This is a genomic window from Pandoraea horticolens, from assembly GCF_902459555.1.
GTDB lineage: Bacteria > Pseudomonadota > Gammaproteobacteria > Burkholderiales > Burkholderiaceae > Pandoraea > Pandoraea horticolens.
Genome location: NZ_CABPSM010000018.1, coordinates 1 through 13,745, shown reverse-complemented (window position 1 = coordinate 13,745; position 13,745 = coordinate 1). Strand labels below are relative to the sequence as shown.

Genomic DNA, 13,745 nt, shown 5'->3' with positions numbered 1-13,745 from the left:
CCATGCGGTCTCATCTCGCGCGCTTTGCGCTATGCATCGTCGCCCCGCTTGCCGGGCTGCTGCCTGACTCGTCGGCCATCGCGTCATCGCCTGCGCCGTTCGCAGAACACTCCCCACTGACGTCGCCTGTCGCGCCCGAGTGGCGCGGCGGCCCGTTCGTCTTTCAGAGCGCTGGCACGCCACTTGCGGAGTTGTTACGCGACTTTGGCGCGCATCACGGCATTCCGACGGCGGTGAGCGCACAGGTCGATGACCGCTTCATTGGCACGCTGCCTGCGGGCACCGCCCAAGCGACGCTCGACGCGCTATCGGAACGTTATCGGCTTTCGTGGTACTTCAACGGCCAGACGCTGAACATCTATAAGTCCAGCGAGGCGACACGACGCGTCATGTCACTGCGTCACGCGCCGCCCGGCGACTTGCTCGGACACCTTCGCGATGCCGGCGTGCTGCACCCGCGGCACTGCGTCGCACGGGCGATTCCGGCAACACACGCGCTCGAGATCGCCGGTGTTCCGGCCTGTATAGAAACTGTGTCGATGCTCGCCGAATACGTCGAACGCGGCGCCCGGGATCAGCAGGAAAGCGAAGAGACCATCAAGATATTTCCCCTGAAATTCGCCACTGCGGACGACACAAGGTACTTTTATCGCGGCCAGGAAGTGGTGGTGCCGGGCGTCGTCAGCGTACTGAAGGATCTGATTCTCGGCGCCGGTCCGCTCGTTGCCACAGCGGCCACACTTGCAACATCCGGTGCACCGATCTCCGCCGTGCCCGCTACGCGAACCGGCACACCGCGCTTCTCTGCCGATCCGCGCCGCAACGCAGTCATCGTGCGCGAGCGCCGGCAGAATATGCCCATTTATGGCGACCTGATCGCTCAACTCGACATCCGGCCCCGGCTGGTCGACATCTCCGTGGCGATCATCGACGTCAACGCCAGCGACATTGCCGAGCTTGGCGTCGACTTCTCCGGCAGCGCGCGTCTTGGCGGGTTCGGCGCCGTGTCGCTCAACGGCCAGTTGAACGACGGCGACAGCGGCACGTTCACGACCGTGGTCGGCGACACCAACAAGTTCATGATCAATCTGAGCGCGCTGGAGCGAAACTCCAAGGCGCGCGTGCTGTCCCGGCCGTCCATCGTCACGCTCGACAATATGCAGGCTGTGCTCGATCGCAGCGTGACGTTCTACACGAAGGTCTCCGGCGAAAAAGTGGCCAAACTGGAAAGCGTGACGGCGGGCTCACTGCTGCGCGTCACCCCACGCCTCATTCCCAACGAAGGGAACGACGCCGGTCGCGAGCAAGTGATGCTCACGCTCAATATCGAAGACGGCGGCGAAGTGCGCAGCGAACGTGATTCCCGCAACGAAGTTCCGTCGATCCGCAACTCGTCGATTTCGACGCACGCCACGCTACAGGCGGGGCAAAGCCTGCTGCTGGGCGGCTTCGTGCAGGACACGCAACACGAGCAGGAGCGCAAGATTCCGTTATTGGGAGATCTGCCGCTGATCGGCCGCCTGTTCAGCTCGACGAGCAACCGGAACGACAGTGTCATGCGTTTGTTCCTGATCAAGGCCGAGCCGGCGGCCGACGTGCCGAGCGCATGACGATGCTGACGCTGACGCTGCTCGACGGCCCGCTCGCCGGACGGCCCATGCCGTTACCGCCGGGCACGCTGACCATCGGGCACGGCGATTCCGACATCGCCATGGCGCTCGAGCACGACGCCCGGATCGAGCTTCACGTCGACGACGACGGCGTCCGACTCGTCACCGCAGCGCCAGTCTGGGTGGACGGCACACCGCTCGCGCCACTCCCGCCCGTCGGCGACGACGCGCTCGCCCCCCCCGTACTTCCGTTACACGCGGTGATTGATCTTGCGGGGTTGGGCATCTGGCTCGCGAACGGCACACAAAGCCCGCCAGTTCCCACGCCGAAGCGTCCCGAGCGCCGTGCGGTGCCAACGCCCTCGCCTCACGCGCCGGCAGTTGCCCCATCGCGCGCACGCGCACCGGCGGCGTGGATCGCCGTCACGGGAATGTCGCTGCTGATGGTGGCGGCCGGCGTGGCGATCTGGCGCACGGGGACTGCCAACGTCATCTCTCAGCCACCTCAGCCCGATGCCTTGAAAACCCTCGCGGCGCGCATTGCCCCCCAGGTCGAGTTGAATACCATGGGCAATGCCGTTCGCCTGTCGGGGGGCTGCATCGACGAAGGTGCGCGGGCACGTTTGCGGGCTGAAGCGCGTTGGCAAGGAAAGGCGCTGAGTGACGAGACATGGTGTCCGGAAGACTCGATGCAGACGGTGAGCACGTTGCTGCGCCTGCATGGTTTTGGCACCGCGCAGGTGAATGTAGCGCCCGGCGGTGAAGTCGTCATCAGCGGGCCCTTTGTCGCCGACGCCCGCTGGCGCGCCGCGTCCGACGCGCTCGACGCCCTGTCCCTGCCTCACGGCTGGCGGGTCGCGCAAGGCGCCACGCAGAGCTTCGAGCAACTGGTGAAGATATTGCGAGACGCCGGCCAGTTGCGCGGCATCGACATCTCGCGCGATCGCACCGGGTGGCGGCTCACGGGGGCGCTGACGGCGGGACGGCTGGCGTCGTTGAAGGGTGTCGTCGACGCATGGAATACGACGGCTGACGCGATGCCCATACGCATCGAACCGCTGCCCGCACCGACACCGACTCTGGGCGACACGGGATTCTCTGCACCGCTCGTGAGCATCGGCGGATCGCCCGATGCACCTCAACTCACGCTCGCCGACGGCACGCGTCTCGCGCAAGGCGTGCGCTTGCCCGGCGGCACACGCGTGCTCGCCATCCATCCCGACGGGGTGTCGATCCGCGCGCACGACCGGCTCTTCTACTTACCTCTGACTTCGGAGAATCTGCATGGCGATTCGTCTGACCCGGCTTGAAGACCAACTCGCGGCATCCCCCGGGCCTGTCGCCCGCGAGGTCGGCACGCAACTCGACGCCGCACGGCGGTCGTTGCAGCAAGCGCTGCGCCGGCCGCTCACGCCCGCACAGCACACACTGGCGCAAACGCAGATGCAGGCCGTTCACGCCGCCGCAGCGATTCTCGACCGCATGGCGCGGCGGTACGACACGTCGTACGGACAACCGTGATGGCCACGATGGCCGCCGATAACGGATCAAGCGTGCGCAGAAGCCACAACCTGGTCCGCGCGACCAAAGTCTGCGGCGTCGGCTCGTGGGAACCTTCGGCATCGCGCGCGCCCGCGCGAACGGGTCGCATTCCGGCCATGCCGGATAACGCTCGCTCGGGTACATGTCGATTTTTTCCACTCTCCACGTACATCATGCCAAGTTACGACCTAGCGCAAACTCTCGTCGAAGCTCTGAAGTTGATCGGCTGCGACCCCGGCAAGATCGATGCCGTCGACAATCACTCACCTATCGAGCTGACGTTCAACGCCTCGCCCAACATCATTGTGGAAACGCTGGAAGGCAATGCGTGCAGTATTCACGCTGTGGTGGCCACCGACGAAGCTGCGCGGCTGCATCGCGCGAACAGCGAGCGCCTTCTGCAGTTCCTCATCGAACCCGCCGAATGGGCCGTCACGGGTCATGTGCAGTTGAGCGAGCGCGACAACCGCCTCATTCTTCACGCGCAAGTCAAAGAAAAAACCGCTGCCGAACCCGAACCGTTTGCACAGGCGCTCACCGATTTCTACGACCGTATCAAACTCTGCCGGGAGCATTTGCGCGCCTGAGCGCCATCTCCGGCAGGTCTTGGCGCATTCGATGTGCGCCAATCCTCCCCCCGCCTCTCTCCATCCCTCTTCTTTTCACCGTCAGGGCGCGTCGCCTTCCTGAGCGATCTCCGTGCGCCAGACATCGAGCGCCTCACCGAGCGTCTCGCGTTGCGTCTCGTCGCGAAAGCAGCCGTCGTGTGCCGCCTTGATCAGCCGCGTGAGTTCACGCGCGAGCGCGTAGCGGGCGTCGACCGCCACCATGCCCAGATACGCTGCGCGTTGCGCCAGCCACTCTGCGCCGGCCCAGGGTTGATCCAGCAACGTCAGGACTTCCCCGATCATCGTATCCGTCTCGAAGGCGCGACAACCGGCCGAGCGCATGGCCTGCGCCGACTGCTCGCACGCCGACTCCAGCGTGAGGAACAACACCACCCGGCGCAGATCGTCGACGACGGCGGCCAGGCGTTGCGTGTCCGCGTCGGCCTGCCGCGCGCCCAACTCCAGCCCCAGCGCTTGCATGAGCGCACGCAACCGCGCGCGGCGCTGCGGAAAACGCCTGCATTCGTCGAACCATTGTGTGAGCGAGCGCTGTGTCCCCCGAGACTGGCGGAAAAGCGACTTGAGTTGTTGCAGCAATGCCATGCCAGGGCTTTGGCCGCCGCCACACTCCAGCGCCGCGAAGGCTTCGATGGCCCATGTCTCGGATGACGTCAGTTCGTCCAACGTTTTGCGCAGGCGCTTGCGAGTCCCCGCATCGAGCCCGCCGTCGGCGAGCCATGCGGCGACGACCAGCGCGGCGTGCCCTGCCGACATCTGCGTCTGCCGAATCAACAAGTGAGGATCTGGCACAAAGGGCAGATCGCGCAATTGCCCCCGCAGCGTCTCGAACTGTGCACCGTTCACGCGCGCGAAGCGGTGCATCTGCTGCTCGAACAAGGCGCGTGCGCGCTGTTTATCGTCACGCACGTCACGTTCGCCCGTGCGGCGGAATCGCACCCCCAGCGCGAAGCTGAGATTCTCCTGCGACTCTGCGAAGGCCGCCTCTTCGTTCTGCGCAATGGCCGCTTCGATCAGCGCAATATGTCCCGGCGCCTCGGTACCGCCCGCGCGCGACGGCCGCCCGTCACCTTCGAGCATTTGCCACTCGTCGGCAAGCATGCGCTCAAGCGGTCGATTCTCTCGCGGCGTCTGGACGAGGGTGCTGCCGGACGACGGCAGACGTTCAACCATAAGCGACCTCCAGACTGGGACTCACGTGCAAGCGCTCGATCACCGCCGCCAGATCGGCCTCGAGATCCAGACATACGGTGACCCATTCGCTCTCGAGGCGGGCCTGCTGGGCGCCGAGCGTTGGGTCCGGCGTGCAGGCAAGTACGATGTCGGCCTTGTGCAAGGCGAGGGCCACGGCGTCGAGATGCGCCGGCGGCACGCGCAACACGAGCGCCCCCTCGCGGACCAATCCCGGTAGTGCGCGCCCGACTCGCTGCGCAAAGCGCTCGCCGACGTCCAGCGTGTCGACGAAGTTCGACAGCGCACCGGTCAGGGCGTCCGCGACACGGCGCTCCAGTGAGCGAATGATCTCGCGCTCCAGCGAAGCCTCGTCAATCAGCCATTCGACGGTCTTCGCGACTGCCTCGCGATGTGCCGCGTCGGCCAGCGCCGCCGCCTCCTGCTGCGCGCGCTCACGCGCGGCTTCCTGCCACGCGTCGCGCAGAATCTGCGCGTCGGCGCTCGCCTGCTCGCGCTCCGCCAGTGCCGCAGCGCGTTCGGCCTGCGCCTGCGCCATCCACCGGGCACGCGCGCCCGCCTGCTCGCGAAGCCGATCAAGCGCCTCGCCGGAAATCACCGGCCCCACGGGCGCAGGGCCATCGATCGTTTCAATAGACGTCAATGCAAAGTCGATGACATACATAGCATCTTCTCCAACGCGACCAGCCGCGACCAGATGTCGTCCGTCGCCGGCATGCCGCTTGGCATCTGCCCCGCGTCTGCCGGTGGCGGCAACAAGATCCGTGCAGCTTTGCCGACCGTCGCCATATCCACCGCCAGCGGCACCGGGGCATCATCCAGACATGCGACGGCAGTCGCCAGCGCCGCGTCAACGATCTCGCCGGGCGAAAACGCGGAACGCGCCGGCCACTCACGTCGCGTGAGCAGCAAGCGGTCGCATTGCCAGGCATCGAGCCATGACGACAGTGCGCGACGGTAGGCTCCCAGCAATAGGTAGTCCGGGCACCCCAGCGCGCGCAAGCCGTAGGCCAGCGAAACCCGTCGCAAGCTCGGCATCAGCCGCAACACGGCATGCGCGCCGTCACTCTCCGGCGGTGCGCAGTCGCGCGTCGCCAGATCGGGCCATCCCCGGCGCGCAATCAACAAGCGATCGATGTGCGCGCGGCAGACGGCGTGCCGCCGATAGGTTTCGCGCCACGACAACATGTCGAGCTCGCGCCACCAGCCATCGTCCATGTGCAGTCCGGGCTGCCAGATCAGACGGGCGAGTCGCGCGACGGTGTCGTTGTGCATACGGATCACGAGGCCCTCGCTACCCTGGCACGCAAGCGCTGAACCCACGCGGCGCGCCGTCGCCACGCCATGGCCCCGGCAGCCATCAAGCCGACGCTCGCCGCCGCCAACGTGCCCCATCCCAGCGCGGAGCGCCACCGTCCGCCCTGCGCCGATACGGCGGCTTGCGCCCCCGACGAGGTATGGATGGCCGCACGCGGCAGACGATAGTCCGAAGGCTGCAATACGATGCTGATGCGCTCAGGCGACACACCCGGCACGCTGTCATGCACCAGACTGCGAATGTCGGTCATGCGCTGCGTCATGTTGACCTCGGGGCTGTACTTCACGAAGACAGCGACACCTGGCGGCAAGGTCGAACGCCCAGCCGAGTCCACCGGCACCTGCGCGATGGACACCTCGGCCACCATCACGCCATCGAGCGCGGCCAGCATGCGCTCAAGCCGTTGTTCCTTGAGATAGGTGAGCTTCGCCTGCTCCTGTACGGGTGAGCTGACCAGTTGTCCCGGCGGGAACACGTCCTCGACCGAAGCCCGCTTCTGACGCGGCAACCCGTTCTGACGAAGCACTTCGACACCGCGCACGAAATCGCCGCGCTCGATGCGAACCGTCATGCCATTGGCGTCGGCACGCTTGTCCGCCTGCAATCCGGAGACGAGCAACAGCGCCAGCATCTGGTTGGCCTCCGTCTCGCTCAACGCGCGATGCAATTCGACCTTACACCCCGCCAGCGTGAACACGAGCGCGCAACCGAGCCACCATCGGCCAAGGAGACGCCTCGTTGCCACGGCCTTCGCGAACGCCACCAGCATCGTCGTCGCGTTAGCGATGCGAATGCCGTGCGTCATTGCATGTGAACCAGCTTGTTCACACCCTGCGTCGCCGCGCCCGCCGTCTTCGCGACGAATTCCAGCGCCAGCACGCGCTCGGTCAGCACGCGCTGCGCTGCAAGCATGTGGATCGGATCGTCCAGCACGCGGTCGTCCAGCGCGACGCGCTCAACAAGACGCTCCGTGTTGCCGGCCAGCTTGCCCGCCGCGCTGAGCAGGTGATGTTCCGGCAGCGACGGCGCGCTCACCAGCGCCTGGCCAAAACGCACGGCGTCGCTGTCGCCGGCAGTGGGAACCGGGGGGGCAGCCTTCGCAGGCGCCACTACCTCAGCGACGTGAGCCGCGATATCGGAGATCGAGGGAGTCGTCATGACAGAAAAGTCGGAGAAGGGGAGGAAGAAGCGTTCCCGCACGAGACGGGCTGACGCGCATCCATCGCCTCGAGCCAGCGGGCGAGCACGTCGGCCGCCGCATCGTCGTCATGCATCGTGGCGGAGGCGTCCGCCAGATGGGCACGCGCGGCGCAGGTATCGTCAAGTGCGATGAGAAGCGCCACATGCAGCCACGCACGCGTCTCGCGATCCGTCACGAGCGACGGCAAGGCGCGCAGGATCGTGCGCGCCTGCGTCCGCATGCCGTGATGCGCGCCCGCGATGGCCAACTCGACGATGCGTTGCCTGACCGGCGCGTCCAGCCATTGGCCAACGGCGTCGCACGGCGTCTGCGTCTGTTCGGCGTGCGTCATGCGATTTTGGCGATGATGCCCATCAACGTGTCCTTGATGAGCTTGATTGCCGAGCTATGCAGGCCGACCATCGTCGAGAATTGCTGCAACTTGAACTGCACGTCGAGCATGTGCCGGGGGTCGTTGACCTCCCGCGCGCGGACTGCCTGCGTGGCTTCGTCCGACATGCGCCGCACGCCCTCGGACATGCCGTTATGGATCTCCTCGACATTCATTGCACGCCTCCTCCCTCGGTCGCGGCCCCGTGGCCCGCCACCAGATCGGCGCGCATGGCCGCATAGGCGTCGGCGCGCTGCATGGCAACGCGACGCCCGCCTCGCTGCGGTGGCGTGCCCAGACGAATCTCGGTCGGGGCGCAGTCGAAACGTTTGCGGAAGGTGTCGGTGAAATGCGCATGGTTGGTGAAGCCGCACTCGAGCGCGATGTCGAGCACCTTATGACGGGTGGAAAGCAGCAGGTCTCGCGCCAGTCGAAGGCGCCGCTCGAGCAGCCACTGCTTCGCGGGCATGCCGTACGTCTGCTGGAACAGGTAGCGGAACTTGCGCAGCGGCATGCCGAATTCTTCGGCGAGCCGCCCGACCGGCCACGGCCGGTGGAAATTCGCTTCGACGAAATCGAACAACGAATGGCTGCCCGCAATCGTCTGGCGCAACATCGCAGAGAAGTAACGCTGGTCTCGACAAAGGCAATACACGTAGAAGAAACGCAGCATCGCCATGCGGTCGACGTTTTGCAGCGTCATCGCCACGTCCACCATGCTGGGCTCCAGGATCAGCGTGCGTGCCGCCTGCCGATGGAAGACGCCAAGGGGGCGGCGATCGAGCAGATCGACGACATCCGGGTACAGCGCCTGCAGATCGCAGGCATGAAAGTCGTGTGACACCACAGGCCCTGGGGCGTCCATCGTCGCATCCGAACTGGTCGCGGTCATGCTGCCTGCCGGCAGCGTGTGCACGAGACCGCTCACATTCAGTTTGACGTCGTGGCGGCTGATCAGAAATCGCACCGTACTCATAGGCTCCTCCTCTGACGATAATTCGTCGGCGGGATGACAAAGTCGAAGGTCACACCATAGGCGAGTACGCGCGCGGGCATCATCCGGTGGACACCTTAATGTGAGCCGCCATGCACCGGAGTTTTCGCTTTTAGGAAGATAACTGTCGGGAAGCGTAAAAAAACCCGACGCAACATCGCGTCGGGTTTTCGTGGGAGGTGCGTCCTGCCGCCGTTAGCTCACATCGCCTGAGCCGGGGAGAAGCTGTCGGCGCGTGCCATCGGCCAGAATTTCTCGTAGAGCTGATATCGGAACTGTCCGCGCAGCAGATCGCCGGGCTCCAGATACTTCAGAGACTCCGACATGAGACGGATCTCATTGGCCGATACCCGCTTGACGATGTGATGCGCGCGCAAGTCCGACGGATGCGACAACCCCGCCGCCTGAATCAACTCTTGCAGCGCATGCAACGTATGCGAGTGGAACTGGTGGACACGTTGCGCCTTATCCGGCACCACGAGTGCGCGTTGACGCAACGCGTCTTGCGTTGCGACGCCTGTCGGACAGCGGTCGGTGTGGCATTTCTGCGATTGAATGCAGCCGATCGCAAACATGAAGCCACGTGCCGAGTTGCACCAGTCGGCGCCGATCGCGAGCGTGCGTGCGATATCGAATGCAGTGACGATCTTGCCCGATGCGCCGATGCGAATCTTGTCGCGCAACCCAGCGCCCACGAGCGTGTTGTGCACGAGCAGCAGCCCTTCCTGCAACGGCGTGCCCACGTGATCGGTGAACTCCAGCGGTGCGGCGCCGGTGCCGCCTTCCGAGCCATCCACGACGATGAAGTCGGGCAGGATGCCGCTTTCAAGCATCGCCTTCACAATGCCGAAGAATTCCCACGGATGGCCGACGCACAGCTTGAAACCGGTCGGTTTGCCCCCGGAGAGCGTGCGCAGACGGTCGACGAACTGCAGCAGACCGAGCGGTGTCGAAAACTCGCTGTGGCGCGCCGGCGAAATGCAGTCCTGCCCCATCGGCACCCCACGCGTGGCGGAGATTTCCGGCGTGATCTTCGCGGCGGGCAACACACCACCGTGCCCCGGTTTCGCGCCTTGCGAGAGCTTCACCTCGATCATCTTCACCTGAGGTGTTGTCGCCTGGGCGGCGAACTTTTCGGCACTGAATGTGCCGTCGTCGTTACGGCAGCCAAAGTAGCCCGAAGCAACTTCCCAGATCAGATCGCCGCCCTGCTCTCGGTGGTGCGGCGAGATAGACCCCTCGCCGGTGTCGTGAATGAAGTTACCGAGCTTCGCCCCGCGATTGAGGGCGCGAATCGCGTTCGCCGACAACGCGCCGAAGCTCATCGCGGAGACGTTGAAGATCGACGCCGAATACGGTTGCGCACGGTCCGGGCCAATGGTGATGCGAAAGTCGTGATCCTTCAGAACGGTCGGGGCAAGCGAATGCGCAATCCATTCGTAGCCGGTCGCCTTGACGTCGACCTCGGTGCCGAACGGCCGGCTGTCGACATCCCCCTTGGCTCGCTGGTAGACGATGCTGCGCTGGGCGCGCGAGAACGGCGTTTCGGACGTATCGTCTTCCACGAAATACTGGCGAATCTCCGGCCGGATGAATTCGAAAAGAAACCGGAGATGTCCCCACAATGGGTAGTTGCGCAGCACGGCGTGACGCTGCTGAACGACGTCCCACACCCCAAGAACGACCAGCGCCGCAAACGGCAGCGGCCAGAACGGATGCCAGCCGTCGAAGAGCACCAACGCGAGCGCTGCTACGAGCAACGCCACAACGAGCCAGAGAGCCAGGAATCGGCGCGAAAACATGTAACCTCCTTGCTTGGGGGGACACCCGCCGATCACGTTGCCGGGTGTGCCCCCGGCGAGCGCTGGCGGCTTCAGTGCGTGTTGAGGATGGTGTGTTTGGCGACCGCCACGGCCTGCGTATCGGCCTGCGTATCGGCCTGAGGACCGGCCTGCCCTGGCACGGCGGGCGTCGTGGCGGCGATGATGCCGCCGCCCAGACAGATTTCGCCGTCATACAGTACGGCCGACTGGCCCGGCGTGACGGCCCACTGCGGCTCGGAGAACGAGAGCGTCAGCGCACCCGCGCCGGTACGCACGACTTCGCATGCGGCGTCGGCCTGACGATAGCGCGTCTTCGCACCGCAGCGCATGCCTTCGGCCGGCGGCTCGCCCGCGACCCACGACAGGTCTTCGGCGTCGAGCGTGCTCGAGAGCAGCCACGGATGGTCGTGCCCTTGAACCACATACAGTGTATTGCTCGCCATGTCCTTGCGCGCAACGAACCACGGCTCGCCCGAGCCGTCGCGGCTGCCGCCCAGCCCGATGCCCTTGCGTTGCCCCAGCGTGTAGAACGCCAGACCCACATGCTCGCCCACGATCGTGCCGTCCGGCGTCTTCATCGGCCCCGGTTTGGTCGGCAGATAGCGATTGAGGAAATCGCGGAACGGGCGCTCGCCGATAAAGCAGATCCCCGTCGAATCTTTTTTCTTCGCGTTGGGCAGGCCGATCTGCGCGGCGATCTCGCGAACCTTGGTCTTCGGTATTTCGCCGAGCGGGAACATCGTGCGCGAGAGTTGCTTCTGATTCAGTCGATGCAGGAAGTAGCTCTGATCCTTCGTGTGATCGAACGCCTTGAGCAGCTCGAAGCGCCCTTCGCGCTCGCGCACGCGGGCATAGTGGCCGGTGGCGATGGTTTCACCGCCCAGCGCCACCGCGTGGTCCAGAAACGCCTTGAACTTGATCTCGGCGTTGCACAGCACGTCCGGATTCGGCGTGCGGCCGGCCGAATACTCGCGCAGGAATTCTGCGAACACGCGGTCTTTGTACTCGGCGGCGAAGTTCACGGCTTCAACGTCGATGCCGATCAGATCGGCGACCGACACCACGTCGATCCAGTCCTGCCGGGTCGAACAGTATTCGCTGTCGTCATCGTCTTCCCAGTTCTTCATGAACAGACCGACGACGTCGTAGCCTTGTTGTTTGAGCAGCCATGCCGTGACCGACGAATCCACGCCGCCCGACATGCCCACTACTACGCGTTTTTGACTCATGTGTTGCCTTGCCCACCGGCAACGGCCGGATGGGTCTGAAGTATCGCGAGGTCGTAACGCACCCCCCGCAGGTAATCGTCCACGCATCGCTCGAGAATGGGTGAGCGGTGCCGCACGCGCTGGGCACGCACTTCGTCCGGCGTGAGCCAGAGCGTGCCGACGATCCCGTCGTCGAGCGTGCGCGACGCATCGAACGCCCCCAGCGTACCGGTGAAGGCGAAGCGCAGATAGGCGATGTCGTCCGGGCCGGGGGCCAGATAGATGCCCAGCAGATGCTGCGGCTCGAACGGATGCGCCGTCTCTTCGAGAACCTCACGACGCACCGCATCAAGGATCGACTCGCCCGGCTCCAGATGGCCGGCCGGTTGATTGATCAACAGGCCCGCACGCTTTTGCTCCTCGACAAACAGAAAACGGCCGTCACGTTCGACAACCGCTGCAACCGTCACGTTGGGCTTCCAGCGTGCATTCATGGCGCTTCCTTGCGGGACGCGGGCCCCCGCGCACATTGATACGCCAGGACGTTACCCCGATAAAACCGCTATTTTACCGTCTGACGGTGTTTGGCGCAGGAGACGGGGCATTCGGGCAACCGACCGGTCGGTCGGCCCAGACGCTTACGATCCGCTCACATTTGCATATCCCTATGTCGTTTCGTGCAATAGGCGCGTTTGTAATCTTCGGGTAAGCTGCGAGCACCAGCAATGTGCAGCACGCAGTAGCAGTACCGCATCACCGGTTTGTGCAGTAGTTCGTATGCAGTGGTTTGTGCAGGACTAATGTCATCAGCGGCGAAACAGGTAATGCGCCTGCCCCGGCGGCGTGCGTGTTGCGGCTCCTTGGCCCGCGGTTCATCGCCTCTGATGAGATCAGTTCACAAACCCAAGGAGAGACGCAATGAGAATCGGCATCCCCGCCGAGACGCTTGCCGGTGAATCCCGTGTCGCGGCCACGCCCGAGACGGTGAAAAAGCTGGTCGCGTCGGGACATCAGGTCGTTATCGGACGCGGTGCAGGAGACGCCGCCAGTGTTCCCGACACCGCCTTCGAGGCCGCTGGCGCCACGCTGGGCAGCCCCGCCGACGCGCTGGGTGCGGAACTCGTACTCAAGGTGCGGGCGCCGTCGCCGGACGAACTGGCGCAGATCCCGCGCGGCAGCGCGGTCGTCGGCATGCTCAACCCTTTCGACGCCGAGAATAACGCCCGCATGGCGGCGGCCGGCATCGTCGGCTTCGCTTTGGAAGCCGCGCCGCGGACCACGCGTGCGCAAAGCATGGACGTACTGTCCTCGCAAGCCAACATCGCCGGCTACAAGGCCGTGATGCTCGCCGCCAATCTCTATCAACGCTTCATGCCCATGCTCATGACGGCCGCCGGCACGGTCAAGGCCGCCCGGCTGGTTGTGCTGGGCGCGGGCGTTGCGGGCTTGCAGGCCATTGCCACGGCCAAGCGTCTGGGCGCGGTGATCGAAGCATCGGACGTGCGTCCGGCCGTGCGCGAGCAGATCGAATCGCTCGGCGCCAAGTTCATCGACGTTCCCTTTGAAACCGACGAAGAACGCGAGATCGCCAAAGGCGTGGGCGGCTATGCGCGTCCGATGCCCGCCGCGTGGCTCGCGCGTCAGGCGCAACTGGTGCACACCCGTCTCACGCAGGCGGACATCGTGATCTCCACCGCGCTGATTCCGGGGCGCGCCGCGCCAACGCTCATCAGTGAAGACACCGTCAAGGCGATGAAGCCGGGCTCGGTCATCGTCGATCTGGCGGCCGGGCGCGGCGCGAATGGCGGCGGTAACTGCCCGCTGTCGGTTGCCGACGAGGTGGTCAAAGTCCACGGCGTGAC

The 13,745-nt window shown here is 65.1% G+C and carries 16 protein-coding genes; 5 read left to right on the top strand and 11 right to left on the bottom strand.

All coding sequences use genetic code 11. The features are described from left to right. Positions 1-2: 2 nt before the first annotated feature. The 4 genes from PHO31112_RS22630 to PHO31112_RS22615 all read left to right on the top strand — a co-directional run bounded on the left by PHO31112_RS22630 (position 3) and on the right by PHO31112_RS22615 (position 3,739). The gene (locus PHO31112_RS22630) at positions 3-1,610 is read left to right on the top strand and encodes an EscC/YscC/HrcC family type III secretion system outer membrane ring protein (RefSeq protein WP_150623318.1); all 1,608 of its coding nucleotides are present in this window, start codon (positions 3-5) and stop codon (positions 1,608-1,610) included. Continuing rightward, on the top strand, positions 1,607-2,920 hold the full coding sequence (gene sctD, locus PHO31112_RS22625; protein ID WP_150623316.1) for a type III secretion system inner membrane ring subunit SctD: 1,314 nt from the start codon (positions 1,607-1,609) through the stop codon (positions 2,918-2,920). The genes PHO31112_RS22630 and sctD overlap by 4 nt, the downstream gene beginning before the upstream one ends. Beyond that, on the top strand, positions 2,895-3,131 hold the full coding sequence (locus tag PHO31112_RS22620; protein ID WP_150623314.1) for an EscE/YscE/SsaE family type III secretion system needle protein co-chaperone: 237 nt from the start codon (positions 2,895-2,897) through the stop codon (positions 3,129-3,131). Before sctD ends, PHO31112_RS22620 begins: the two co-directional genes overlap by 26 nt. Before the next feature lie 194 nt (positions 3,132-3,325). Beyond that, positions 3,326-3,739: an InvB/SpaK family type III secretion system chaperone gene (locus PHO31112_RS22615; RefSeq protein WP_174995841.1), complete on the top strand. Its 414-nt coding sequence runs from the start codon at positions 3,326-3,328 to the stop codon at positions 3,737-3,739. Positions 3,740-3,820: 81 nt separating this feature from the next. Here PHO31112_RS22615 and PHO31112_RS22610 read toward each other — a convergent pair whose 3' ends face one another. The 11 genes from PHO31112_RS22610 to PHO31112_RS22560 form a co-directional block, all read right to left on the bottom strand. Next, positions 3,821-4,951 carry a TyeA family type III secretion system gatekeeper subunit gene (locus PHO31112_RS22610; protein WP_150623310.1) on the bottom strand — a complete coding sequence of 377 codons (1,131 nt, stop codon included), beginning with the start codon at positions 4,949-4,951 and terminating at the stop codon, positions 3,821-3,823. Beyond that, positions 4,944-5,633, bottom strand: a complete 690-nt coding sequence (locus tag PHO31112_RS22605; protein ID WP_150623308.1) for a hypothetical protein — start codon at positions 5,631-5,633, stop codon at positions 4,944-4,946. The genes PHO31112_RS22610 and PHO31112_RS22605 overlap by 8 nt, the downstream gene beginning before the upstream one ends. Further along, positions 5,609-6,244, bottom strand: a complete 636-nt coding sequence (locus PHO31112_RS22600) for a type III secretion system domain-containing protein (protein WP_174995840.1) — start codon at positions 6,242-6,244, stop codon at positions 5,609-5,611. Before PHO31112_RS22600 ends, PHO31112_RS22605 begins: the two co-directional genes overlap by 25 nt. Before the next feature lie 5 nt (positions 6,245-6,249). Continuing rightward, positions 6,250-7,092, bottom strand: coding sequence for a type III secretion system inner membrane ring lipoprotein SctJ (gene sctJ, locus PHO31112_RS22595; RefSeq protein ID WP_174995839.1), 843 nt, complete (start codon positions 7,090-7,092; stop codon positions 6,250-6,252). Then, a complete protein-coding gene (gene sctI / locus PHO31112_RS22590) occupies positions 7,089-7,445 on the bottom strand; it encodes a type III secretion system inner rod subunit SctI (RefSeq protein WP_150623304.1) in 357 nt (118 codons plus the stop codon). Before sctI ends, sctJ begins: the two co-directional genes overlap by 4 nt. Next, positions 7,442-7,819 carry a DUF1039 domain-containing protein gene (locus tag PHO31112_RS22585; RefSeq protein ID WP_150623302.1) on the bottom strand — a complete coding sequence of 126 codons (378 nt, stop codon included), beginning with the start codon at positions 7,817-7,819 and terminating at the stop codon, positions 7,442-7,444. The genes sctI and PHO31112_RS22585 overlap by 4 nt, the downstream gene beginning before the upstream one ends. Next, complete coding sequence (gene sctF / locus PHO31112_RS22580) at positions 7,816-8,034, bottom strand: type III secretion system needle filament subunit SctF (RefSeq protein ID WP_150623300.1); 219 nt, start codon at positions 8,032-8,034, stop codon at positions 7,816-7,818. The genes PHO31112_RS22585 and sctF overlap by 4 nt, the downstream gene beginning before the upstream one ends. Next, complete coding sequence (locus PHO31112_RS22575) at positions 8,031-8,834, bottom strand: helix-turn-helix transcriptional regulator (protein ID WP_246178473.1); 804 nt, start codon at positions 8,832-8,834, stop codon at positions 8,031-8,033. The genes sctF and PHO31112_RS22575 overlap by 4 nt, the downstream gene beginning before the upstream one ends. A 218-nt stretch (positions 8,835-9,052) precedes the next feature. Then, entirely contained in the window at positions 9,053-10,654 is a 1,602-nt protein-coding gene (locus PHO31112_RS22570) for an FMN-binding glutamate synthase family protein (RefSeq protein ID WP_150623298.1), read from the bottom strand. A gap of 71 nt (positions 10,655-10,725) precedes the next feature. Further along, positions 10,726-11,904 carry a tRNA 2-thiouridine(34) synthase MnmA gene (mnmA, locus tag PHO31112_RS22565; protein WP_150623296.1) on the bottom strand — a complete coding sequence of 393 codons (1,179 nt, stop codon included), beginning with the start codon at positions 11,902-11,904 and terminating at the stop codon, positions 10,726-10,728. After that, positions 11,901-12,377, bottom strand: coding sequence for an NUDIX hydrolase (locus PHO31112_RS22560; RefSeq protein ID WP_150623294.1), 477 nt, complete (start codon positions 12,375-12,377; stop codon positions 11,901-11,903). Before PHO31112_RS22560 ends, mnmA begins: the two co-directional genes overlap by 4 nt. Positions 12,378-12,801: 424 nt before the next feature. Between PHO31112_RS22560 and PHO31112_RS22555 the strand changes: the two genes are divergently transcribed. Further along, the coding region (locus tag PHO31112_RS22555; protein WP_150623292.1) for an NAD(P) transhydrogenase subunit alpha at positions 12,802-13,745 on the top strand (944 nt) is incomplete at its 3' end.